Origin of the sequence: Streptomyces zagrosensis (assembly GCF_014203645.1) — a bacterium.
Taxonomy (GTDB): Bacteria; Actinomycetota; Actinomycetes; order Streptomycetales; family Streptomycetaceae; genus Streptomyces; species Streptomyces zagrosensis.
The window spans coordinates 432,836-457,233 of sequence record NZ_JACHJL010000001.1 but is presented as its reverse complement, the minus strand read 5'-3'; the positions used below and the strand labels follow the sequence as shown (position 1 = coordinate 457,233).

Genomic DNA, 24,398 nt, shown 5'->3' with positions numbered 1-24,398 from the left:
GCCGGCCCGTGGCGAGCCCGGCTCGGCCCCCTTCCCTACCGGCAAGGCGACTGTCAGTGGCCGCGTGCATGATGACCCCATGCGCGCGGCCCGACTGATCAAGATGGTGTTGCTGCTCCAGTCTCGGGCCTCCATGACGGGGGCCGAGTTGGCGGACCGGCTGGAGGTATCGGAGCGGACGGTGGTCAGGGATGTGCTGGCCCTGTCCGAGGCTGGAGTCCCGGTGTACGCAGACCGGGGCAGAGTCGGTGGCTACCGCCTCATCGGCGGCTATCGCACCCGGCTCACCGGCCTCGGCCGCAGCGAGGCGGAGGCGCTGTTTTTGTCCGGAGTGCCATCCGCCCTGCGCGAGATGGGCCTCGCGGACGCGGCTTCGGCGGCGCGGCTAAAGGTGTCGGCCGCGCTGTTGCCCGAGCTGAGCGACGCTGCGGACGGTGCGGCCCAGCGCTTTCATCTCGATGCGCCCGGCTGGTATCACGAGCCGACCCCGCCGCAGTTGCTGCCGACGATCGCGGACGCGGTCTGGGACGACCGGCGGATCACCGGGCGCTACCGCCGTAGCGGAACGGAGGTGGAGCGCACGCTGGAGCCGTACGGGCTCGTGCTCAAGGCAGGCGTCTGGTATCTGGCGGCGCGAGTCGGCGAGTCCTGGCGGGTCTACCGTGTCGATCGGTTCGCCGCCATCACCCGGTCCGATGAGCGCTTCGAGCGCGATACGAGCTTCGAGCTGCCCGACTTCTGGGCAAAGCAGGCGCAGCAGTTCCTACGCTCCATCTTGCAAACCGAGATCGTGTTGCGACTGTCCGAGCGTGGCGCACGACAACTGCCGCACGCCACGGACCCATTGGCCGCCCGGGAGGCGATGGCGGCGGCGGCCGGCCCCGATGAACAGGGGTGGATGACGGTCACCCTCGCCGTTGAGACGCTGGAGGTCGCCTACGAGCAACTGCTGGGGCTGGGCCCGGAGTGCGAGGTGCTCCAGCCATTGGCACTACGCGAGCGCGTCGCCGCAGCACTGGCCCGAGCGGCGGCCCTCTATGGTGAGCGATCCCCGAGGCAGTAGCCGGCCACCGCGGCACAGCGCCCCGGGAAGGCCCGGGCACTGGGCGGCCCCCCAGACAAGACCAGCCCAGACCGGCCCAGATCAGACCTGCCGAGATCCGAGCTGGCAGGGCCCCGCGGACCAAGCTCGGGCCAAGCCTGTACGGGGCTCGGGGGCTCGGGGGCTCGGGCCAAGCCCGTACGGGCGCGGAGCGCGGGGCCGCGGAGCGCTGGCCGAGCCGGTACGGGCCCCTGCCCGGCGTGGCACGGCCCCAAAGGCCCCGGTCACGCCGGCAGGGGTTCGTCAAAGGCCGCGCCTACCGGTAGTCCGCCGCCGTGCCGTCCTTGCCGCCGTAGACGATGTCGCGGAAGTAGCCGTCACAGTCCGGCTGCGAGCCATCGGTGTCCCTGAAGCCGTACACCTTGGCCAGTTCGCCGCTGGAGAGTGAGGCACCGTTCCATCGGGCCTTGCCCTCGTCTGCGGCGAGCGCGACGACCGCCTTGCCGATGAACGCCGGCGACTCGGCGATCGCGAAGTGCGGCTCCTGCGCGGTCGCGTCGCGCCAGTTGTCCTCCGTCACCCCGAAGTGGTCCAGCATCTCTTCCGAGCGCAAGAAGCCGGGCGACATGCTGACGGCCGTGCCGCCGTACTCCTTCACCTCCTCGGAAATGCCGAACGCCGCCCGGATCGGCACGTTTTTTGCAATATCGAAGAAGAGGTTGCTGCGATAGGTCTTGTTCGACTCGGCCGTGCCATCGGTCACCTCGACCACCAGCCCGCCGGCCCTGCGGATCACCAGGGGCAGCACGTAGTGGTTGGTGATGAGGTGGGTGTCGATGCCGAGCCGCAGCATGCGCAGCCCCTTGTCGAGGTCCACATCCCACGCCTTCGTATCGAACTCGATCAGCCGGTCGCCGCCCCACACCCCGTTGACCAGGATGTCCAATCGCCCTTGCTCGCCGTCGATGCGTTCCGCCAAGGCGCGTACCTGCTCCGGCTCCAGGTGGTCGGTGCGTACGGGGATACCGGTGCCGCCGGCCGCCGTCACCAACTCCGCCGTCTCCTCGATGGTCTCGCTCGCCCGGCCCACCTCGCTCACCAAGATTCCGGTGCCATCGGGGCCACCGGCCTGACGCGAGGTGCGGCCGGTCACATAGACGGTGGCGCCCGCCTGCCCCAGCGCGACGGCGATCGCCCTACTCGCGCCGCGCGTCGCCCCCGCGACCAGTGCGATTTTATCCGCCAGCGCGACTGTTCCCTCAGTCTTCACCTGCGCACGTCCCTTCCGCTTAGCGTGTCGCGTTGTTGCCGCGTGTTGCGTTGTTGCCGCTCACGACAGTGCCGGGAAATCGAGTCATCTCCTGTCGTGATTCCCGCGGGCGTGCCATGTCGGTACCCCGCACCGATGAGGCCACCTGGAACAAAACAATACAAAGCAGCCCGTCTCGTACGAGCGAATCGCACGACGGTCGTACGAGCTGGGAAATAACGGGCCGACCTGTGCGTGGTAACGACACAGCAGCATCCGGGGCACTCGGCGTGCATGGCCGGGGCGCAGGACCGATGCTGGTCCCTGTGATGGACGAGACGGAGTTCTGGGCACTGATCGACTCATCTCGTGAGGCCGCCGATGGCGATCCCGAGTATCAAGCTGACCTGCTGATCGACCGGCTGCTGCAACTCGACCCGGACTCCGTGGTCGATTTCGCCCGCCACTTCGACGCGCGCTACAACCGCGCCTATCGCTGGGACCTGTGGGGCGCCGCCGCCGTGCTGCTCGACGGCGCGAACGACGATGCGTTCGACGACTTCCGATGCTGGCTGATCGGCCAGGGCCGGGAGGTCTTCGAAGGCGCGCTGCACGAACCCGATGACCTGGCGCACCTGCTCGATGACTTCGACCCGCGCGCGGACGGTGATGCGGAGGATCTGGGCTACGCGGCGGACGAGGCGTACGAACAGCTCACCGGCGTAGAAACGCCCGACCTCGGCCTTGCCGAGCCCCCGAGCGAGCCCGATGGCCCCGCGCTCCCGCTCCGCGACACCAAGGCCCTGGCGGACCGCTTTCCCCTGCTCTGGACGCGGTTCCGCAAGGCCGGGACCTGACACCCGTAGCCCAGGGCCCGGGGCCGGGCGGCGTCAACTCGCCGGGCCCCGGGTCATCGGGTGCCAGGCCCACGGGCACCAGCTCGCTGGAACGCACCCGGGCACCACGTCTACAGCCGGCAGACAACGCCCTCAGAGGCTTCGGCCCATCAGCACATCGTCCACGTACGCCCCCTCCAGCAGGAACTCCCCCGCCAGCACCCCCTCCACGGCGAAGCCCGCAGCCTCGTACAACCGCCGCGCCGGCGTGTTGTGCCCCAGCACCCGCAGCGTGAGCCGCACCGCGCCTTGCCGGCGGGCCTCCGCACATGCCGCGTGCAACAGTCCCCGCCCCACGCCGCGGCCCCGGGCCCACTCATCGACGGCGAGCCCCTGGATCTGGCGTACATGCGCATTGGCGGCCAGCGGCGTCGGCGGGAGCAGCCGGATGTAGCCCGCCACCCGGCCGTCCACCTCGGCGACCAGGTGCTGCGCGGGCGGGTGCTGAGCGTCAAAGAATGGCGCGTAGGGGGGCGTGGGTCGCGGTTGCACGGAGTGCAACCGCGACCAGGCGCGCCGGTCGAGGGCGCCCAGCGCCGCTCCGTCCGCCGACCGCGCGAGCCGCACCGTCAGGCCACCGGCGGAAGGCTGCGCGGCGGGAGGCTGCGCGACGGAGGGCTGTGCGGCGGAGGGCTGTGGCGCAAGGCCGGCCGGGTGCGCGGACGACGGCCGCACCGGTTCGGGAACGGCGGGAGATGGCACCGGTGCGGGTTCAGACATGCGCAACACTGTGCCATCCGGTGCCGCGCCTCGGACATCCCTTTTCGCCCACCCCCCAGCGCTCCCCGCCGCTCGCCGCCCGCTCCAAACGCCTACTGCTCGCGCGTCCCCACTCTTCTTCCCACTCACCGCCCCCCGAGCCGCCCGCCACTCCTCGGCTACTCAGCTCCCCGGCTCGCCCGCTCCCCGTCCGCCTGTCTCCGCACATCCCGGTGCCCATCGGGGGCAGGATGGCCCCTATGCGTATCGCAGTCACCGGTTCGACGGGCCTCATCGGCTCCGCCCTCGCCCACGCGCTCCGCACGGACGGCCACCATGTCGTACGCCTCGTACGCCATACCCCGCGGACGGATCACGAGGTGGAGTGGGACCCGCGCAGGCAATGGGTGGACGCGACCGGGCTCATCGGCTGCGAGGCCGTGGTCCACCTGGCGGGCGCGGGCATCGCGGACCGGCGCTGGAGCGCTGCCCGCAAGCGGGAGTTGCGGGACAGCCGAGTGCTGGGCACCGCCGCCATCGCCGAGGCCGTCGCCTCGCTGGATACCCCGCCCGAGCTGATGATCTCCGGCAGTGCCATCGGCATCTACGGCGACACCGGCGACCGCCCCGTGGACGAGTACGCCCCGCCCGGGCATGGGTTCCTGGCCGATCTGTGCCAGGAGTGGGAGGAGGCGGCGGCGCCAGCCGTCGAGGCGGGCATCCGCACCGCGTACGCCCGTACCGGACTGGTCGTGGCGCGCCAAGGGGGCGCTTGGGGGCGCATGTTTCCGCTCTTCAGGGCGGGTCTCGGCGGACGGCTCGGCGCCGGAGACCAGTTCTGGAGCTTCATCGCGCTACGGGACGAGATCGCGGCCCTACGCCACATCATCGACACCGAGTCGCTGTCGGGCCCGGTGAACCTCACCGCACCGCACCCGGTCACCAACCGCGAGGTCACCGCCGCCATGGGCCGGGTGCTACACCGCCCCACCGCACTGGCCGTGCCCCGGCCCGCGCTACGCCTCGCCCTTGGCGAGTTGGCCACCGATGTCCTCAGTAGCCAGCGGGTCATCCCCCAACGCCTGCTCGACTCCGGCTTCACGTTCGCCTTTCCCCGCGTCGATGATGCGGTGCGGGCCGCCTGGACCACCCGCGGCACGGCCCAGGGAGCGCCCAACAGGCACTGAGCCCGCGGCAAGCCCCAGCCACTGCTCCGCCCAAGCGCGCCGCACGCCCCCTACCCGAGGGTCATCCCCGCCTCGTACGCCCGCACTCGCCCCGCACCCCGCGCCCGCGCTCCCCTACGTGACAGCTCACGCCTCCATGGTTGGGCTCACGCCCGCACCGTGGGGCTCACGCCCCCAACTCCCCGCGCCCCCGTCCCACCACCAGCACCCGAGGCGTCCGCCAGCGACGCACGACCACCGTGCGACCGCCGTGCGACCGTGCACGGTCCGTGCGCGACTGTCGTCGCCTGGCTCTCTCAGTACCGTCAAGCCCCCAAGACTGCGTCATGCATCCCCGTAGCCAGTTGAGGGCATCAAGGCCCAGAACACCTCGCAGCGACCTCGGGAGGGGCACGTGCTCAGCAGCACACGCCACACGGACGTCGTCATCGTCGGGGCCGGCCTCTCTGGCCTCGCCGCGGCCCACCAACTGACCAGCGCCGGACTGACGGTGACGGTTATCGAGGCCAAGCGGCGAGTGGGCGGGCGCATGGCGACCGAGGAAATCGACGGCTTCCGGCTCGATCACAGCAGCCAGTTCCTCAACACTTCCTTTCCCGAGCTCTGGCGCACGCCGGGGCTCAGGGGGCTGCCACTGCGGCCCTTTTCGCCCGGCGTACTGGTCCACGGCGAGGGCCGTACGCACCGGATCGGTGAACCCCGCAGTACCGGGGGTGTGTTCACCACGGCGCGCGCGCTCGCCACGGCGGCCCGCGCTCCGCGCATCGGCGGACTCGACCAGGCCCGGCTCGGTGCCGCGCTCAGCAGGCTCGCCATGGTGCCCACGCACCGGCTCCTGGCGCGCCCCGAGCGCCCCACGGCCGCCGCGCTCTCGGTCCGCGGCCTTCCCTCCCGCACGATCGACGGCTTTGTGCGCCCGCTCCTGACCGCGCTGCTCTCCGACCCGGATCTGGTGACCTCCAGTCGCTGCGCCGACCTCGTGCTGCGCGGCTACGCCCGGGGGCGCCTGTGCCTGCCGGCGGGCGGCGCGTCCGCTGTTCCGGAACTGCTGGCCCGTGCGCTGCCGCCGGGCACGGTACGTACCGGCGTACGGGCCGTCTCGGCCTCCACCACGACCGTCACCACCGCCGAGCACGGCGAGTTGAACTGTCGCTCCGTGCTGGTGGCCACCGGCGCCAAGGCCGCCGCGGAACTGCTGCCCGGGCTGCGGCTGCCGGACTTTCACCCGGTCACGGTGCTGCACTACGCAGCCGACGCGGCGCCACTGCGCGAGCCCGCCCTCATCCTGGCCAGCGACCGGCATGGCCCCGTCGCGTACACCACGGTGGCCAGCGAGGTGGACCCCTCACGGGCCAAGCCGGGCCATGCGCTGATCACCTCGGTCACGCTCGGCGCCGCGGCAACGGCCCCGACTGCCACGCTCGACCACGCCGTGCGCAACCAACTCGCCCGCGCCTACGACGCCTCAACGACCGGCTGGCGACTGCTCGCCGCCTTCCATGATCCCTACGCGGTGCCGGCCATGCCCGCCCCGCACGACCTGCGCCGCCCGGTCCGACTGCTCCACGGCCTGTACGTGTGCGGCGACCACCGCGACACGAGCTCGGCCCAGGGCGCGCTCTACTCCGGCCGCCGGGCGGCCCGTGAAGTCCTCCGTGACTTCGGCCTCACCCCGGGCTGCGACCCGGCGCCGCTCAGCGTGGCGGCGTAGCCGCGTAACCCGCCGCGACCGCCGGACGGGCCGTGCGGCACCCGTCCGGCGCCCGCGCGGCGGCCCATCCGGCACCGTTGGCCGGGGCGCTCCCCCGCAAGGCGCAGGGCGGTGCCCCAGGGCCACCAGCAGGCATCATCCGCGCCGGCGCTCGGACCTCACCCGAGCGCCGCTACCCGCTCCCGGTACCCGCGTACGGGCGCGGCGTCTCGGTACGGTTCGAGTCGGCGCTCGAAGTCGCGCACATACTCCACCGCGCGCACCGACCGCATCTCCGACGCCTGCTGCGCCGCCTCGGCGCCGAGCGCGCACGCCTGCTCCAACTCGCCAAGGCCAAGCCGGGCCGTCGCCAGCACCACTCGGCAAAAGACGCGGCTGCGTGCATACGCAGCGCCTCGCAGTTGCAGCGAACGCTCGGCGTGCTGGGCCGCTGCGCGGTACTGCTGGAGGTCCCGATAGCAGTGCCCGAAGTCGTCCGCGAGCTGCGACTCGTCGAAGAACCGCGCCCAATACGGGACGTCGTCTCCAGGCCGGGCCGTCTCCAGCGCCCGTTCCGCCCGCGCCAGCGACGCCGTGCAGGCGCGGGCCTCGGAGAGTACGCCGTGCCCGCGCGCCTCAGCGGCGTGCAACAGCGCCTGCACCACCGGCGGTGCGCCGGAGCCCACGCCCTGCTGGGCGACCCGCGCAAGCTGCACCGCCTCCCTGCCGTGCCCCAGATAGACGGCCTGGCGGCTCATCGTCACCAGCACATAGCTGCCGTACGCCCGGTCGCCGGCGGCCTGGGCAAGCCGCAGCGACTGTACGAAGTAGCGCTGTGCCAGACCGTGCGCGGCGATGTCGTACGAGGTCCAGCCGGCCAGCCGGGTCAGGTCCGCAACCGCGGCGAACAGCCGGCGCCCAACGGACTCCCCGTAGCTGCCCCGCAGCATGGGTTCGCCCTCGTGCTCCAGATAGCGCACCAGCGCCTGCCGCGCGTGCCCACCGCCGTACGCGTGGTCCAACGCCCTGAAAAGCTCACCGACCGAGCGCAACGCGGCGATATCGCCGGAGGTGACCCGATGCCCCGGGCCCCGGTCGGTGCGGTCGGTGAGCCGCTGTCGCGGCACCGCGACCCGGTTCTGTAGCGGAACGCGTGCGCTGCCCACACCTGCGACGGCGCCTGCGGCACCGGCCACCGCGGTCTGCCCAGCCGGCGCGCCGTGACCACCGCCCGGGCCACGCGCGGCCCCGCCGACGCCACCGTGCCCCACGGCACCGCCGGGGCCTGCGGCACCGCTGCTCCCCGGGCCGCCGGGGCGCCCTCCTGCGGGCCCCGCTCCTGGAGGCCCCGCTCCTGGGGGCCCCACGCGCCCGGGGCCCTCGGGCCCCCCGTGCGAGGGTCTGACGGGGGCCGGCGCGCCACGTGCCACCCGCTCGTCGGCGCGCCCGATCAGCCAGTCCCGGCTCGGCACCACCAGCCCGGCCGGGGTGAAGGCGATCTTCCGTAGTTCGCTGTGGCTGCCGGAGTCCTTCCGCCACAGCCCGCTGACGATGTCCACCGCCTCCTCGGGCGAGGAAGCGAACTCCAGGCCCGCGTACACCGGGGCGCACGCGTCAAGGCCGAGGTCCTGCGCGGACAGCCGTCTGCCAAGGCGCCGGGTGAAGACCTCGGCGATCAGCGCCGGTGTCGTGCCACGCGGCTGTTGTCCGCGCAGCCAGCGCGTCACCGACGTCTTGTCGTATCGCAGGTCAAGGCCGTGCTCTAGCCCAAGCTGGTCCACTCGCCGGGCGAGCCCGGCGTGCGAGAAACCGGCCTCGGCAATGAGCGCGGCGAGCTGACGGTTGGGGGTGTGCTGCGGGGGTCGTTCCGTCATCAGCCTGCCGGTCTCCCTGATCGCGTCGCTCTGTGGAACGGCGTGAATTTAGCGGTTGGCGGTGCCCTTCTCGCCACCTTCGCCCCACATTCATCCGATCGTGTGAGAAGCGATGAGATACGTAACGCCCGGCGCACGCCTACCTGCGCCGCTGTATCCCTACCCGCTTGCTCGGCGCCTCCCCTGTCTTTCTCTGCCCCTCCTTCCCCCCTGCCCCCTCTGCGCCGCCCTGCCCCTATCCACCCCCCTCTCTGCCCCTCCTCCGCCTCGTTTCAGGCTTGCCCCAGGCGCGTCTCACGCTCATCTCGGCCCCAGCTGCCACACGTGCCACGCCCTTCGCGCCCTCGGTCCCACCGACCGGCACGACGGCCGCGGAACAGCCGGCGGAATCGTCAGCGCACGGCCGCCTGCCGGTGGCCCGCACCGCCGCCGTACAGTGGCTGAGGCGCATCGGTTGCGAGTTTGTTCGAAGGAGCTGCCATGGGGCTTCCCCAGCCAATCGCAGAGCAGGACGAGCTGCGCTTCGTACACATGGGGTTCGGCGCAGAGGCCGTCGAATACCAGGAGGCCTGGCAGGAACAGCGCCGGGTGCACGCGGCGCGCTTCGCCGACGAGATCCCCGACACCTGCCTCCTCCTTGAGCACCCGCCGGTCTACACCGCCGGGCGGCGTACGGCCGACAACGAGCGCCCCCTAGACGGCACCCCCGTGGTCGACGTGGACCGCGGCGGCAAGATCACCTGGCATGGCCCGGGCCAACTCGTCGGCTACCCGATTGTGAAGCTGCCGCGTCCGGTGGATGTGATCGCCCACGTACGCCGCCTGGAAGACGCGCTGCTGCTCACCTGCGCGGAGTTCGGTGTGGAGACCACCCGCATCGAGGGCCGCAGCGGCGTATGGGTCCTGGGCGACCCCGTCGAGCAGCGTCCGGCCATCGGCGGCCTCAAGTTGGACTTCGATCCCCGGCTGGCCGACGAGGAGTTCGACGCGCGACTCAACGGTCCTGAGTACGCCCCCTCCAACGCGGGCCAGCGGCGCGAGGACCGCAAACTGGCCGCCATCGGCGTACGGATCGCCAAGGGCGTCACCATGCACGGCTTCTCGCTGAACTGCAATCCGGACAACACCTGGTTCGATCGCATCGTGCCGTGCGGCATCCGCGACGCCGGGGTGACCTCGCTCTCGCATGAGCTGGGCCGTGACGTACCGGTGGCCGAGGTGCTCCCCGTGATCGAGGGACACCTTCAGGACGTACTGAGCCACAGCGTGCCGCTTCCGCGCGCCGTGTGAGGAATGCACCCCGCAGCTCTCCGGTTGGTCTCGACAGAAGAGCATGTGTTGCACGGGCGTACCCTGGTGTTCGCCGAAGATTCGAAAGCCGCGCCGCCAAGCGAAGTGGAGTGCCGGACGTGTCCGCAGTCGCACCCGATGGACGCAAAATGCTGCGCCTGGAGGTCCGGAACAGCCAGACCCCCATCGAGCGCAAGCCTGAGTGGATCAAGACCCGGGCGAAGATGGGTCCTGAGTACAACCAGTTGCAGAAGCTGGTGAAGAGCGAGGGCCTGCACACGGTGTGCCAGGAGGCGGGCTGTCCCAACATCTTCGAATGCTGGGAGGATCGCGAGGCGACATTTTTGATCGGCGGCGACCAGTGCACGCGGCGCTGCGACTTCTGCCAGATCGACACCGGCAAGCCACAGGAGCTCGACCGCGACGAGCCCCGCCGGGTCGCGGAGTCCGTGCAGCAGATGGAGCTGCGCTACGCCACCATCACCGGCGTCGCCCGCGACGACCTGGAGGACGGCGGCGCCTGGCTGTACGCGGAGACCGTGCGGCAGATTCACGCCACCATGCCGGACACCGGCGTCGAGCTGCTCATCCCGGACTTCAACGCCGTACCCGAGCAGCTCGCCGAGGTGTTCTCCTCCCGCCCCGAGGTGCTGGCCCACAACGTGGAGACGGTGCCGCGCATCTTCCGCCGCATCCGCCCCGGCTTCCGTTACGAGCGCTCCCTTGAGGTGATCACCAAGGCCCGCGAGGCCGGCCTGGTCACCAAGTCCAACTTGATCCTTGGCATGGGTGAGGAGCGGTCGGAGGTCAGCCAGGCCCTGCGCGACCTGTACGAGGCGGGCTGCGAGCTCATCACGATCACCCAGTACCTGCGCCCCACCCCTCGGCACCACCCCGTGGAGCGCTGGGTGAAGCCGCACGAGTTCGTCGAGTTGAAGGACGAGGCCGACGAGATCGGTTACGCCGGCGTGATGTCGGGCCCACTGGTCCGCTCCTCGTACCGCGCGGGCCGGCTGTACCAGCAGGCCATCGAACGGCGTAACGCCACGCTGCCCGCAAAGACCGCCTGAGCGGCTGGTCGCCACCCCGGCCGCGACCGGCCGCGAGCTGCCGCCTTGGCCTGCTGTGCGGCCCGTACGACCTGCGAGAACATGCGCACGTACGGGCCGCACAGGCGTTACATGGGGCGCGACCACCTCGACACGCCCCGGTAACACCGATGAGTGACGATAGAGGCACAGAACGTTCACCAGTGGAATGACTCGCCCCGAGGAGACCGCCACCATGCTGGCCGCGCCTGTAAGCCCGCTCGCACGCCCGTCCGTCGCCGGGGCCCTGCGCACGATCGAGGGCCTGTTGATGAGCGCAGGGCAGCGCACTGCCCGTCGTAACGCGTGGACATCGGTGCTCGAAGACCGGCGTCGCGCCGAGGACCGTCGGGAGGCCGAACACCTGATGGAGGCCGTGGCGACCCGCACCTCGCAGGCGACGTAAACTGCCGTACATGGCGAGGAAGGAAACATCCGAGAACCCCGGGCGGCTGAAACAGATCGCTCTGACCTACAAGATGACCAAGAAGGCCGACTCAAAGGTCGGTCTTGTCGTCGCGGCTGTGGGAATCGTCACCTTCGGTGTCTTCCTCGCCATCGGCCTGTGGATCGACCATCCGATCCTGCTTGGCATCTTGGGCTTCGTGCTGGCCTTCCTCGCGATGGCCATCATCTTCGGCCGCCGGGCGGAGCGGGCAGCCTTCGGACAGATGGAGGGCCAGCCGGGCGCGGCTGCGGCCGTGCTGGAGAACGTGGGCCGTGGTTGGTCCGTGACGCCTGCCGTGGCCATGAACCGCAGCCAGGACGTCATCCACCGGGCAGTCGGCAAGGCAGGCATCGTGCTCGTCGCCGAGGGCAACCCGAACCGGCTCCGGTCCATGCTGGCCGCCGAGAAGAAGCGCATGGCCCGCATCGTCGCCGACGTACCGGTGCACGACGTGTTGGTCGGCAAGGGCGAGGGCGAAGTCCCGATCAAGAAGCTGCGGGCCACGCTGCTCAAGCTCCCCCGCGTCCTACCCGGCGCGCAGGTCACCGTGGTCAACGACCGGCTCAGGGCGCTCGGCGACTTGATGAGCAATATGCCGATCCCCAAAGGCCCCATGCCCAAGAACCTACGGATGCCGAAGGGCCGCTGAGCGAGCCTTCGAGCGGCGGCGACAGCCACCGCGAGCGCCGCACCGATGGGCGGTCCGGAACGAGTGTTCCGGACCGCCCATCGGCGTTCTCAGGACGGCTCGTACGCCTCGTGTACGTACGCGAGGTGTACGTACACGAGGTATCTGCGCGGATAAGGATCGGCAGGCTCGCTTGCCGATCGGCAGACAGGCTCACGGATCGACAGGCCGACAACCGAACAAGGCCGCGGATCTACGCACCTTCACAGGCGGATTTGGATGGCTCCCGCCGCACGGTCGTGTAGCCCGCGGGCGTCGCGGTCCCAGATCACGGCGGGGACCACGAGGCCGAGCAGCACGCAACGCAGCAGGGTGCGCGGAAACGACAGTCGGTTTCCGTCCAGGCCGATGACGCGCACGCGGCACAGCATCTTGCCCGGCGTGCAGCCGAGCGTGCCCACGGTCAGCAGGGACATCACCAAGAAGACGGGCAGCGCCCAATTCCCGGCCGACGCCGCGTTACGGTCGGCGATCAGGCCGTACGCAACGAGGAGGCACAACCCCCAGTCGACGAGGAGGGCCAGCATCCGCCGGCCGGGCGGCGCGATGGCGCCCTTCCCCTCGCGGGGCAAACCGAGCCGTTCGCCCCGGTAACCGAAATCGACGCCCATCTCCTCGGCCGTCGCGCGCGGCCCGGAGAGCCACGATCCGAGAACCTGCCTGTTATCCACTCCCCTACGGTACTGCGACCGCATACGCCCCCGTCCGCTCGGGGCCGGGAACGGCCTGATGGCATCGCCGTACACTGCCGCGAAGGGCGCACCCCGGCCCGCGTGCCGGTTAACCTCAGCGAAACAAATGGGTCATGCTCGGGAAATCCCGGCTACCTATGGTCGGGCCCAGCGCACCACCGCACAGGTCAGCGCGATCGAAGCAACCCCGACCGCTCCCGGCCGGGCTAGGAGGAGTGGGATGTTCCAGAACGGCGACGACGCCAAGAAGTACATTGCGGATGAGGACGTCAAGTTCGTGGACGTCCGCTTCTGCGACCTGCCTGGCGTGATGCAGCACTTCACGATCCCGGCGACGGCGTTCGACCCTGCCGAAGAGCTGGCCTTCGACGGCTCCTCGATCCGCGGCTTCCAGGCGATCCACGAGTCGGACATGGCGCTGCGCGCGGACTTGAGCACGGCGCGTCTCGATCCCTTCCGCCGGGACAAGACGGTCAACATCAACTTCTTCATCCACGACCCGATCACGGGCGAGCAGTACAGCCGCGACCCGCGCAACATCGCCAAGAAGGCCGAGGCGTATCTGGCCTCCACCGGCATCGCGGACACCGCGTACTTCGGCCCCGAGGCCGAGTTCTACGTCTTTGACAATGTGCGCTTCAACACCGCCGCTAACGAGTCCTTCTACCACATCGACTCCGAGGCGGGCGCCTGGAACACCGGCGCGGTGGAGAACAACCGCGGCTACAAGGTGCGTTACAAGGGCGGCTACTTCCCGGTTCCGCCGGTGGACCACTTCGCCGATCTGCGTGCGGAGATCTCCCTTGAGCTGGAGAAGTCGGGCCTACAGGTCGAGCGTCAGCATCACGAGGTGGGCACCGCAGGCCAGGCCGAGATCAACTACAAGTTCAACACGCTGCTGGCCGCGGCTGACGACCTGATGCTCTTCAAGTACATCGTGAAGAACGTCGCCTGGCGCAACGGCAAGACCGCGACCTTCATGCCCAAGCCGATCTTCGGCGACAACGGCTCCGGGATGCACGTCCACCAGTCGCTGTGGTCCGGCGGCGATCCCCTCTTCTACGACGAGCAGGGCTACGCGGGCCTTTCGGACATGGCCCGCTACTACATCGGCGGCATCCTCAAGCACGCCCCGTCGCTGCTGGCCTTCACCAACCCGACGGTGAACTCCTACCACCGCCTGGTCCCCGGCTTCGAGGCCCCGGTCAACATGGTCTACTCGCAGCGCAACCGCTCCGCGGCCATGCGCATCCCGATCACGGGCTCCAACCCGAAGGCCAAGCGCGTCGAGTTCCGCGCCCCGGACCCGTCCTCGAACCCGTACCTGGCCTTCTCGGCCCTCCTCCTCGCGGGCCTGGACGGCGTGAAGAACAAGATCGAGCCGGCCGAGCCGATCGACAAGGACCTCTACGAACTCGCCCCCGAGGAGCACGCGAGCGTGCCCCAGGTCCCCACGTCCCTGCCGGCCGTCCTGGAAGCCCTGGAAGCCGACAACGAGTACCTCCAGCAGGGCGGCGTCTTCACGTCCGACCTGATCGAGACCTGGATCGACTACAAGCGCACCCACGAGATCGCCCCCATCCAACTCCGCCCGCACCCGCACGAGTTCGAGCTGTACTTCGACCTTTAACGGGCCGGGGTCGAGCCCGCCCGAGAAAGCTCCCCGACGTTGCTGGCGTAACGCCAGGTGAGTTGTCGAAGGCCGCCACCGCGCAGGACGATTCCTGGGGGTGGCGGCCTTCGTGCTGCCCCGACCGCTTCAGGCGATGCGCGACGGGGCGATACGAGCGTCATCGTGGCAGGGCGAGAGGTCGGTCAGCGCAGTGCCCGGGGCAATTCCTCTCGGTGGACGATGCCCAGGCGCTGGGTGGCACGGGTCAGCGCTACGTACAGATCGCTCGTTTCGAACTGGGCGGGCTCCACCACCAGCACATGGTCGAACTCCAGGCCCTTGGCCTGGCGTGGGTCGAGTAGCACCAGCGGGCGCGTGAGGTCGGGCGTGGTGCCCGCGGTGACTCCCGTCAGGGCAGCGGCGATCTCCTCGTGCAGTGCCCTCGGCGCGATCACCGCGAGGCGCCCCTCGTGGGGTGTCAAGTCCGCGGCGGCCTGAGCCACTGCGCCCGGCAGGTTCTCGCCGGCATGCCGTTTCCACGGTGCCTCGCCGGTTGAGCGCACTGAGGTGGGGGACGCGATGGAAGGGTTCTTCTCCCGTACCACCCTGGCGGCCAGCTCCATGATTTCGGCAGGCGTGCGGTAGTTGACTCCCAGCGTGACGTGCTCGAAACGGTCACCGACATACGGTTGCAGGATCTTCTCCCACGACCCGACGCCGGCCGCATCGGATGTTTGGGCCGGGTCGCCGACCAAGGTCAGCGAACGGGTCGGTGAGCGGCGCATCAGCAGCCGCCATGCCATCGGCGAGAGCTCCTGTGCCTCATCGACGATGATGTGCCCGAATGCCCAGGTACGGTCGGCCGCGGCGCGCTCGGCCGCGCTGCGACGGTCGGCCTCCTCGTGCCGCTCCGCCATCCGTTCGGCATCGATGATGTCGTGGGCGGCGAGGACCTCGGATTCCTCGTCCTCGAACTCGTAACTCTCCGAGCCCCGCGACAGCTCCAAGACGCCCTGGGCGTAGGCGATCCGCTCCTGTCGTGCCGCCTCGGCCGCGGCCTGCTCGGCGCTGTCGTCGGCCCCCAGCAGCTCGGCCGCTTCGTCGAGCAGCGGGACGTCGGCCGGGGTCCACTCACCGTCGCCGGGTGCACGCCGGATGGTGTCGGCGTCCTGGTCCGATACGTACACGGGTGCGGCCAGGTAGTCGGCGAGGAACCCTTCGGGGGTGAGGGGCGGCCACAGCTCATCGACGGCGGCATGCACTGCCTTGCTCACGGCGATGCCGCTGCCGAGCTGGGCGATGTCGTCCGGGCCAAGGAAGTTGGGGCCGCCGTGAAGGTCGGCGCCGATGCGCTCGGTGAGCTGGGCGGTGAGGGCGTCGATGACCCGAAAGACGAAGTACGGGCGGGCGAGGTTGTGCGGCAGACGGGTGTCACGTGCTGCCTGGCGAGCCTCGTAGGCGATCTCCCAGTCGAGGACGAGGTCCCCTCCGTCGTCGTGCGGGATGATCAGCGGGGCGCCGGGGGCCGGCAACTGTTGCCGGTCGCGCACGGCGAGGGCGAGCGCCTCAGCCATCTGCTCGCCACCCTTGACGGCGCCGGCCCGGGGCGTGTCGGTGCCGGTGGCGTGGACGCCGGGGAAGAGTTCGGCCTGCGTGGCGAGGAGAACGCCGGTCTCGCCGAGCGCGGGCAGTACCTCCTCGATGTAGCGCAGGAAGGTCGGGTTGGGGCCCACGATGAGCACGGCGCGCCTGGCGAGCAGCTCGCGGTGTTCGTAGAGCAGGAATGCGGCCCGGTGCAGCGCCACGGCCGTCTTTCCCGTGCCAGGGCCACCCTCGACGACGAGGACACCACGGTGCGGGGCGCGGATGATGTTGTCCTGCTCCGCCTGGATGGTTCGCACGATGTCGCCCATGCGTCCGGTGCGCGCGGAGTTCAACGCCGCAAGCAGGACGTCGTCACCGTTCGGGTCCTCGAAGCCGGTGCGTTCGCGGTCCTTGAGGTCGAGGATCTCATCATGGAGTTCGATGACCGTGCGGCCCTCGGTGGCGATGTGCCGACGCCGGCGCATACCCATGGGGGTGTACCCGGTGGCGAGATAGAAGGGGCGGGCCACCGGCGCACGCCAATCGATCAGAAGTGGAGTGCGTGCGGCGTCGTCCTCGCGGATTCCGATACGCCCGATGTGGTGCGCAACCCCATCTGAGAGATCGATGCGGCCGAAACACAGCGAGCCGTCCACCGTATTCAGCGCGGCCAGCAGGCCCGAGCGCTCCGCGACCAGGACGTCGCGTTCGAGGCGGGCCTGCATGCCCGTCCCGACCGGCGTCAGTGCGTCCTCGACGTCTCGCGCGGCGACGAGGCGCAGCGCATCAACACGGGCATGGAGTCGATCGATGAATTCCTGCTCTCCCCGCAATTCGACGTTTTCCCGGTTTGACAAAACGGCTCCCTGTCGGATACAGTTCTCACTGTGAGGCCCCTTTGCGGGGCTTTTTTGCGTGGGCATAGAAGAACCCACTATACGCGAGATAATCCCCGGTCCGCCATTGCGGGCCGGGGATTACTCATATCGTCGCGGCAGCCGGTTTCCCTGCCGATCAGCGGCGCGTTCTCATCGCAGAACAGCCGCGTGGTGGGGGGCTTGCGCCTCCGCTAAGGGGCGCGTACGGCAATATCCGCACCGGCCGCGCTGCCCCAGCCGTAAACCGCAGCCCCGAGCCCCAACTCGGACCCGCAGCCCTCGCCTCCAGCTCGGACCCGCAGCCCCGGTTCCAGCCCCGGGCCCGCACCGCCTCCACCGCGCCTACTCCCCCTCAGCCGCCTCGTCCCTGGCGCTGAGGGCCACGTTGTTGGTGACCGTGAAGAAGGGCTTGATGCGGGTGGTGCCGCGGGTGGGGTGTTCGTGGAGGGCCGGGGGGACGTAGTCGGTCTTCTTGCGGTCCACGAGGTCGCCCGTGATGCGGCCCAGCGGGACGGGGGGCTGGTCGGCGGTGCGTACGGTGAGGTCCCACAGGTCGTGTTCCACGGTGCGGCGCTGGAGCGCCTCGGCGTACGGGAGCGTGAAGGTGAACAGGTCATCGCCCAGCGGGGTGACGGGGACGGCGAAGTCGTGTGCGGCGTCTTCGCGCGCTGCGGCGTGCACGGTCGCCTCGGTCAGCGGCAGCCCGGTGGGGGCGAGCACACGGGCGGTGATGGTTGCCGCGTCGTGAGTGATGGCGATGCGGGTGACCTCGGCGTGGGCGGGGCGTTGCCAGGTGCGTAGGGCGAGGAAGCCATCGGTGGTGGTGTACGGGACCCAGGCCGCGATGCCGTCTGCGTTACGTACCGGGGGTTGGCCGATCAGTCGGGCCTGTTCGGTGAGGGCCGCGGTCAGGCGGGTGCGGGTGTTGCTGCCGCGGGGTGCCACGTAGCAGTCCCAGCGGCCCTCCGGCAGCGTGTGTTCGCTGTGCTGGAGTGTCACGTTGACGCTGCCGTCGCCGGCGCCGGTTTCGGTTTCGGGTAGGGGGACGCGGACCTCGCGGCGCTGCGGGTCACGGCGCAGGCGGGCCACGAAGTCGAGAGGGCCGGCCGGTGGGGCATCAGCGGTCAGCCGGATACGGACATCGCCGATGGCGCTGGAGCGGGCGAAGGCCAGGTGTCGGGGTGTCGTTTCGGCTGCGCCCGGCGTTCCCGACTTGGCACCGGAGGCCGATGCCGCGCCGTCGTCGCCGCGCAGCGCGGCGCGCATGCGTCGCAGTAGGCCGGGGCGTTCGGCCTTGGGCGCGCGCTCGCGGTCTCGATCGCCGGCCCGGCCGGGGGCGCGTTCGCGCGAAAGGGTGGTGAAGAGTTCCTCGTACCGACGCCCGATGACATCAGGCGCGAACGAGGACGCCTTGGCGAGGGCTCCCGCGCCGAGTTTCCGGCGCAGCGTTTCGTCGGACATGAGGGAGCGCAGGGCATCGGCGTACACGCCGGCGCCCGGTATGGGTTCGTCTTTGGCGAGGGGGACGAGCAGGCCGTCCTGGCCGTGGCTGATGATCTCCGCGGGGCCGTGCGGGCAGTCGGTCGCGATGACCGGGACGCCGCAATGCATGGCCTCCACGATGGTCATGCCGAAGGACTCCATGTCCGAGGCGACCGCGGCCACGGCACCCTTGGCCCACTCGGTTTCGATGGGAGAGACCGCGCCCATGAGGAACACGCGGTCGTATAGGCCTAGTTCATCGATGAGCCGACGCAGCTTGGGCCGCTCGGGGCCGCGCCCGTACAGCCTCAGCGTCCAGTCCGGATAGTCAGCGGCCACGGCGGCAAAGGCGTTGATGAGCCGGTCGTAACGCTTGACGGCAACCAGCCGGCCAGCCGACACGATGACGCGGGAGTCCAGGCTGGAGGGTTCGACCTCGGGTCGGGGCACGCCGTTGGGGATGGCCAAGATGGTGGTGCCGATGCCGGGCAGGGCCGTGCGGTACTGGCGGGCGTCGGCCTCCGACACGGTCACGAAGGCATCGAGGTCGCGTAGCGCGGTGTTCTGGTCGGTGCGCAACTGGTCGCTGTGCGCGTCGAGCGAGAGGTGTTCTTGGCCGATGCGCAGACAACGGCGCTGCCCATAGCGGGCGAGGTAGCCGTTGAGGATGGGGCGGGTGGCGATCACCACGTCGGCGTCGGTTCGGCCGAGGAAGCCGGCGATGCGCTCATCGTGCAGTGCGGTGTAGCGCAGCCGGCCGAAGTCAACGCCCTTGTCGGGGAACATCGTGTTCGGCAGCTTGGTCAGTTCGTGCTCGCCCTCGTAGGTGGGGCTGTCCTCGCGCATATCGATCAGCGAGGTCAGGGGCACGCGAGCGTCGTACGACAACTGCGGCTCGTCGGCTACCCGGTGCACGCTGACGACCTCGACGTCGTGCCCGGCCGCCAGCGCGGTGGACAGGTTCAGCGTTGAACGGATAGTCCCCCCGATGCCGTACGCATTGTGGATCAGAAACACGATCTTCATCTGGGAGGCCCCCACCGCTACTGCCACCACGACCCACCGATGGGCTCGTGGACTGATGAACCTCTGGCCCACGCGGACAGAGGGCGCCCCTCGCTCAGGAGTACGGGTTACTGGAAGGGCACGAACGTGACCGCATGTGTCACATTCCGACAGCAAAATTAACCTAAACCCCGCGCACGCGTCATCTTGCGATCAGTTTTCGGCCTATGGCTTTCGCGTGCGCGAGATCAACATCGTGCGGAATGGTTGCCTTCTCCACCCTGCATGTGATGAGCGTCACAGCGAGTGTCGTCGGTGGCGTGGGTGCGTACGGGCGCGGGCGGTACGGCGACTACCGCCAGGGGCGCACGACAGCGGGCCGCCCCGTTCAGCTAGGAAACGGGCCGGCCCGGTCAGAAACGAAACTCGCGGCGTCACCTCTTGGCCCCGACTGTCGGGACGGCGAAGCCAGAACGGCCAGAAAAGCAGCGGCTCGGCAGGGGGCCGAGCGGGGCCGGGATGCCGAACGGGGCCGTCAGTTCTCCTGCTCTTCACCCAGCAGTTCGCGCAGCTCCCCCACCGCCTCCCGGAGCCGGGTGGCGAACGTGTGCATCTCGGCGGCCACCGGGCGCGGAGTGCTCAGATAGACGTTGAAGCGGTCGGGGAGCAGGACGTACGCGACGCCGATGCAGCGGCTGCTGGTGGAGCCGAAGCCGAAGTGCTGGATGTGTGCTGAGGGCGCGGAGCTGGTGCTCAGGTAGTCGTCCCGCATGATCCGCCAGCCGGGGCTGCGGTAGAGGGCGGGCTGTTCCGTGATCCCGAGGGCCTCGCCACGGCGGCGTTGGATCAGTTCCAGCTCCCACAGGTGCTGTTCGGGCGCCTGGCCCAGCTGGCATTCCTTGGCGCGGGCCACATGCTGGTCGGCGGCGGTGCGCAGCGCGGCGCGGCGGGTAGCCGCGTCCGCCGCCGGGTCCTCCATCGCCGCAACGAAGCGCTGGATCTCGGGGGTGACGACGCGCATCGCCTCGGTGCGCCCGCGCCGATACGAGCGGGTGGCGATCGACTCGTATGTGGCGCCAAGACGGCCCTTGGCACGCTGGTGGGCCAGTTGGTAGGCGAGTTGAACGAAGGCGTCCGGTGACACGCGCAGCGACTTGGCGGTGTTGGCGCCGAAGTCGGCGAAGGGGACGGTGCACGTCGCGGTGGCCTCGCCGTAAGCGGCGAAGGCGTCGGCGGCCGAGCGCACCTGGCCACGTAGCGCCTGGTCCAGCTCGAAGACGATGGGGCGCGGCGTCGGTGCGCCCTGGTCCGTGGCGCCGGATCGCCGGGAGTGCTCATCGGCCGGGGTGCCCAAAACGGCGTCCACGAAACTGAGGACGGTCGTTCCGTCCAGTTCGCAGTGCTCGACGTTGATGCCTGCCTGGCCATCGGCGAACACGATCAAGGAGAGCGCCTTGTCGAACCAGCGATTGCCCCGGTCGCCGTAGAGCAGTTCATCGCAGGTGTGCTGGATGTCGGCGGGGGCGAAGTCCTCAAGGCAGACGCAGAACAGCGCGGTCTCGACGTCGTCCAGCGCGTCCGCGTTACGCGGATGGCAGGCGAGCAGCGACTGGCGGGCAGCGGCCCACTCCGCGCGGGCCATGGTGGTGAGGTGCCCAACCGAGGTGTCGGGCGCCGGCGGCTCGGCACCCATCTCCAACACCGCGTGCAGCCCAGCCTCCACATCGTCCAGGCTGTGCGGTACGCCGTCCGGGCCGAGCACATCGAGGCGGAACATGGCGCCCCGGTGGAACACCACGATGTGCCGGGCCGGCGAGGGACCTGGCCAGCCTTCGGTGTACGGGGCGCGGACGGTGTCCTGGACCGTGCCGGGAATCCGGGTGGCGGAGAACAGGAATTTGTTCTGCTCCATCGTCTGCGGCTGCCCACGCTGCACGATCGGCGGCACCAGCTCCTGGTCGAGTTGTCGCTTGTAGTGCACGGCGCCGGCAATGAGCCCGGCGGCCCGCTGCACCTGCAGCTGGGCCGCGTCCTTGAACAGGAAGAAGAAGTTGGCGTTGAGCGCGATGCGATCGCGCCGACCCAGGTAGCGGTACGGCCAGAAGGTGTCCAGCCAGCTGTGCACGCCGTCGCTGGCGTCGTACGTCGCCAGTGCCGCTTGCAGGGCCTGCCCCGGGCCGTCGGCAGCGGCGAAGGCGGCCACCTCAGCCTCGGTGTCCGCCAACTCTTCGGCGGTCAGCAGTGGCGCGCACCAGGCGAGAAACCGCTGGCAGCTTTCCTCCAGCGTGGGCAGCGGAACACGCGGAAGTACGTCTTCATGCGCGAAGGTGGACGTGGTGGCCGCCGCGGCGGGTGCGGGCTCCCCGGTGCCCGTGGGCACGGTCGCCGAAGCGGTCACCTTCGGGGACGCCCCAGGGGTCGCCCCGGGCATCGCCCCCGGCATCGACGGCGTGGTTTCCGGTCCCTGACTCGTATGCATGTCTGCTCTCTCTTTACTCGTACGGGGCTACGGGGCTACGGGGCTAAACCAGCTTCGGTGTACCGGCTCGTGGACTCATAGCGGCCTGTTGGCGCGGGCGAGGGGGAAGCGGGCCAGGGGGCGAGGAGCCAAGGGTGCCAACGGCCGCTAATCGAGGAGCCGGTCACCACGGGCGGCCCCGCCTGCGGCTACGAGGCGTGCAGCCGCGAGGTGTTCGGGCAGCACCCGGCCGAAGAGCTGTCGGGTGCGCGCGACGCTGCCGACGACGCCGGGGCGCTCGCTGTAGGCGAAGATCGCGCAGTGCCGGGCGCTTACGCCGCGTACCGGGCTCACCCGGTGCAGCGAGTGACGGCCCTTGAAGAGTTGGAGGTCGCCGGCGCGCAACGGAAGGCGCCGGATGAACCGCTCGCCCCGCCCGTGGAGGACGTCCCCGACATCGTCGAAGTTCTCGGCGTGCGCGGACCTGATGTTGGGGCAGTATTCGAAGAGGCCGCCGTCTTCGGGCACTTGGGTCAGCATGCTCACGGTGAACTCGTTGGTGTCGAAGTGCCACGGATGTTCCCTACCTGGCCCCACGACGTTGAGCACGAGAGCGGAGAGCGGGTCCGCGAGCTCGTGCAGCGTGGGAAGGGTGAAGCAGCGAGCGATGAAGCGCTGAAACGCCTGGTGCGCGTACAGCTGGCTGATCAGGGCGGCAGCGGGAATACGGTCCCGGGCGACGAACGCGTTACCCCGCTCGAAAGACACCTGCCCAGGGTGTCCATCAGGTAACTCGGCGCCCACGGCGATGTTGTAGACATTGACCGTTTCCACGTCATAGTGCGCCCGGGGCGCGAGTGCCGCGCATTCCTCCCGTAGGGCGCCGTGCAGTGCCGGACGGATGAAGTCGCGCAGTACGGTGCAGCCAGCAGTGGCCAGTTCGCGCTGCGCATGGGCCACCACGGCCTGCCCCGCGGCCCCTGGGAGATCCAGCAAGGGGTACCGGGCCGTGTTGACCACCTGGTCAAGCCACGTCGCTTCCACAGTGCCCATGGGGGTCCTCTCCACGTACGAGTCGGCCAGTGCGAGCGAAAGGGCAGTTGCGGTACGTCCGCGGCCCCGCCGCCGGTTGCTCGCTGCGGCGTGGGGGCGGACCGTGGGCACCTGGCCCGCAGCATCGATTTCGGTAACTGTACTGACGGGTAACGCAGTTCGCGGTGCACACGTCACCACTGAATCTGTGACACGTCACACTATGCCGATGCCCGCACACCGCAGCGTGTGGGGGCACACCGCCCGCCTCTCCCCGCTCAAGCACCGCAACCTGAACCTGCTCGACCGCTACAGCTTCACCGCCAGCGTCCCGGCCGCCGGCGCCCTGCGCCCGCTGCGCGATCCGGACGCGCCCGAACTGGACGAGGACGACAGACGGGAGCGGGCAGGACTACGGGTGGCTGACTGGGGCGGTGATGAGCTTGCGGGCCGTCTTGTGGCGAACTACGGCGGTCAGGCGCCCGCGATCAGCGTACCGAGGGCCGTGCGCTGGTGGGTGACCGAGCGGCCTGTGCGGGTCGTCGTCACCATGCCTGCTGATCTGAGCGCCGCTGCGTGGGACGAGGCCGTCGCGTTGCTGACGTGGAGAGCGTGGGCCAGGGATGTCGTGGTGTGAGGCTCGGTGAGGAGGCGCAGGGCGTCCAGTCGGGTGCGGCCCAGGACGGCGGCCAGGGTCTCGGCGGGGACGACCGGACGCCCCGCGGTGGGCGGGAGCCCGGGACCGGCTGGGTACGTCAGGACTGCGGGATGGCCCGGGGTGACTTGGAGAAGTGGGCCCGCCGGGTGGTGGAAGGTGGGCAGCAGAACCAGGCCGCGCCCATCGAGGCAGACGTCGCGGTCCGGCGCTGCGCCGGGCCATTCCCACACGTCCTCGTGGAGTCGGCTGCCCGGGGCCAGGCCAGTCAGCGTGGCGGCCACGCCGTGCTCGGCGACCGTCAGGGCGCACCGGGTGAACTCCGCACGGTGCAGATCCTGTACGACGCACCAGACCGGCGCGAGGACCGTTTCGTACGCAGCCTGCTGGGCGCGGTGCAGGGTGCGCCAGGCCGTGTCGTCGCCCGCGTGCAGGCCGCGGATCCAGAGGGGGGCGGGCATCGCCCCGTAGACCCGCTCCAGTTCGGAGCGGACGAGACCGGGGCTGGTGGCGCGGATCTGTTCGAAGCCGTCGGCCATGGTGTCACCGAGGACGTCGAGGAAGGATGGCGGGCGGCCCGCTGGAACCAGGTCGGCGAGCGGGTTAGCTGCGGCCGGGAGGGAGCGCAGGACGCGTCCGCGCCACGGCGCGAACAGCGGCCCGCCATGCCGGTTCACGGCAGTCCTCAGGGTGGCGTGCAGCTCCTGGAGCGGCGCCGGGCGGGGAGCGAAGCGGATCTGGACGAAGTCCTGCGCGGTGAAGTGGATTCGCAGCACCCTCACAACTCCCCATCCCGGGCCAGCCTTTCGGCCAGGGCCTGAACCTTCGCACTGTGACGGCCGCCGCCCC

18 protein-coding genes are annotated in these 24,398 nt (G+C 70.1%); 9 read left to right on the top strand and 9 right to left on the bottom strand.

The window, feature by feature from the left end:
• Positions 1 to 79 precede the first annotated feature (79 nt).
• Positions 80 to 1,063: a helix-turn-helix transcriptional regulator gene (locus FHS42_RS01955; RefSeq protein WP_184568705.1), complete on the top strand. Its 984-nt coding sequence runs from the start codon at positions 80 to 82 to the stop codon at positions 1,061 to 1,063.
• Positions 1,064 to 1,358: 295 nt separating this feature from the next.
• Here the strand turns inward: FHS42_RS01955 and FHS42_RS01950 are convergent, their stop codons facing one another.
• Positions 1,359 to 2,312: an SDR family oxidoreductase gene (locus FHS42_RS01950; protein ID WP_184568704.1), complete on the bottom strand. Its 954-nt coding sequence runs from the start codon at positions 2,310 to 2,312 to the stop codon at positions 1,359 to 1,361.
• A 308-nt stretch (positions 2,313 to 2,620) separates the two neighbouring features.
• On the opposite strand from FHS42_RS01950, the gene FHS42_RS01945 reads away from it, so the two are divergent.
• Complete coding sequence (locus tag FHS42_RS01945) at positions 2,621 to 3,148, top strand: DUF4240 domain-containing protein (RefSeq protein WP_184569042.1); 528 nt, start codon at positions 2,621 to 2,623, stop codon at positions 3,146 to 3,148.
• A gap of 132 nt (positions 3,149 to 3,280) precedes the next feature.
• Here FHS42_RS01945 and FHS42_RS01940 read toward each other — a convergent pair whose 3' ends face one another.
• The gene (locus FHS42_RS01940; protein WP_184568703.1) at positions 3,281 to 3,907 is read right to left on the bottom strand and encodes a GNAT family N-acetyltransferase; all 627 of its coding nucleotides are present in this window, start codon (positions 3,905 to 3,907) and stop codon (positions 3,281 to 3,283) included.
• A 230-nt stretch (positions 3,908 to 4,137) separates the two neighbouring features.
• On the opposite strand from FHS42_RS01940, the gene FHS42_RS01935 reads away from it, so the two are divergent.
• Together FHS42_RS01935 and FHS42_RS01930 are read left to right on the top strand one after the other, a co-directional pair.
• Positions 4,138 to 5,073: a TIGR01777 family oxidoreductase gene (locus tag FHS42_RS01935; RefSeq protein ID WP_184568702.1), complete on the top strand. Its 936-nt coding sequence runs from the start codon at positions 4,138 to 4,140 to the stop codon at positions 5,071 to 5,073.
• A 394-nt stretch (positions 5,074 to 5,467) separates the two neighbouring features.
• Complete coding sequence (locus FHS42_RS01930) at positions 5,468 to 6,784, top strand: NAD(P)/FAD-dependent oxidoreductase (protein ID WP_184568701.1); 1,317 nt, start codon at positions 5,468 to 5,470, stop codon at positions 6,782 to 6,784.
• Positions 6,785 to 6,942: 158 nt separating this feature from the next.
• Here the strand turns inward: FHS42_RS01930 and FHS42_RS01925 are convergent, their stop codons facing one another.
• The gene (locus FHS42_RS01925; RefSeq protein ID WP_184568700.1) at positions 6,943 to 8,637 is read right to left on the bottom strand and encodes an NsdA family TPR-like regulatory protein; all 1,695 of its coding nucleotides are present in this window, start codon (positions 8,635 to 8,637) and stop codon (positions 6,943 to 6,945) included.
• 480 nt (positions 8,638 to 9,117) lie between these two features.
• On the opposite strand from FHS42_RS01925, the gene lipB reads away from it, so the two are divergent.
• From lipB to FHS42_RS01905, 4 genes are all read left to right on the top strand, one after another.
• Entirely contained in the window at positions 9,118 to 9,927 is an 810-nt protein-coding gene (lipB, locus tag FHS42_RS01920) for a lipoyl(octanoyl) transferase LipB (RefSeq protein WP_184568699.1), read from the top strand.
• Positions 9,928 to 10,046: 119 nt separating this feature from the next.
• Complete coding sequence (gene lipA / locus FHS42_RS01915; RefSeq protein WP_184568698.1) at positions 10,047 to 10,997, top strand: lipoyl synthase; 951 nt, start codon at positions 10,047 to 10,049, stop codon at positions 10,995 to 10,997.
• 214 nt (positions 10,998 to 11,211) lie between these two features.
• Positions 11,212 to 11,421 carry an SCO2195 family GlnR-regulated protein gene (locus FHS42_RS01910; protein WP_184569041.1) on the top strand — a complete coding sequence of 70 codons (210 nt, stop codon included), beginning with the start codon at positions 11,212 to 11,214 and terminating at the stop codon, positions 11,419 to 11,421.
• A gap of 10 nt (positions 11,422 to 11,431) precedes the next feature.
• Positions 11,432 to 12,112 carry a DUF4191 domain-containing protein gene (locus FHS42_RS01905; RefSeq protein WP_184568697.1) on the top strand — a complete coding sequence of 227 codons (681 nt, stop codon included), beginning with the start codon at positions 11,432 to 11,434 and terminating at the stop codon, positions 12,110 to 12,112.
• Positions 12,113 to 12,354: 242 nt separating this feature from the next.
• Here the strand turns inward: FHS42_RS01905 and FHS42_RS01900 are convergent, their stop codons facing one another.
• Entirely contained in the window at positions 12,355 to 12,822 is a 468-nt protein-coding gene (locus FHS42_RS01900) for an RDD family protein (RefSeq protein WP_184568696.1), read from the bottom strand.
• Positions 12,823 to 13,063: 241 nt separating this feature from the next.
• Here FHS42_RS01900 and glnA point away from each other — a divergent pair, with 241 nt between their 5' ends.
• Complete coding sequence (gene glnA, locus FHS42_RS01895) at positions 13,064 to 14,473, top strand: type I glutamate--ammonia ligase (RefSeq protein ID WP_184568695.1); 1,410 nt, start codon at positions 13,064 to 13,066, stop codon at positions 14,471 to 14,473.
• Between the two features lie 185 nt (positions 14,474 to 14,658).
• Here glnA and FHS42_RS01890 read toward each other — a convergent pair whose 3' ends face one another.
• From FHS42_RS01890 to FHS42_RS01870, 5 genes are all read right to left on the bottom strand, one after another.
• Positions 14,659 to 16,872 (bottom strand): HelD family protein, encoded by a 2,214-nt coding sequence (locus tag FHS42_RS01890; protein WP_184569040.1) that lies wholly within the window; start codon positions 16,870 to 16,872, stop codon positions 14,659 to 14,661.
• Positions 16,873 to 17,259: 387 nt separating this feature from the next.
• Positions 17,260 to 19,425 carry a glycosyltransferase family 4 protein gene (locus FHS42_RS01885; RefSeq protein WP_184568694.1) on the bottom strand — a complete coding sequence of 722 codons (2,166 nt, stop codon included), beginning with the start codon at positions 19,423 to 19,425 and terminating at the stop codon, positions 17,260 to 17,262.
• A gap of 514 nt (positions 19,426 to 19,939) precedes the next feature.
• Complete coding sequence (locus FHS42_RS01880) at positions 19,940 to 21,883, bottom strand: choline/carnitine O-acyltransferase (protein WP_246494103.1); 1,944 nt, start codon at positions 21,881 to 21,883, stop codon at positions 19,940 to 19,942.
• 147 nt (positions 21,884 to 22,030) lie between these two features.
• Positions 22,031 to 22,915, bottom strand: a complete 885-nt coding sequence (locus tag FHS42_RS01875; RefSeq protein ID WP_184568693.1) for a HalD/BesD family halogenase — start codon at positions 22,913 to 22,915, stop codon at positions 22,031 to 22,033.
• A gap of 453 nt (positions 22,916 to 23,368) precedes the next feature.
• Entirely contained in the window at positions 23,369 to 24,325 is a 957-nt protein-coding gene (locus FHS42_RS01870) for an ArsR/SmtB family transcription factor (RefSeq protein WP_184568692.1), read from the bottom strand.
• Positions 24,326 to 24,398: the final 73 nt, after the last annotated feature.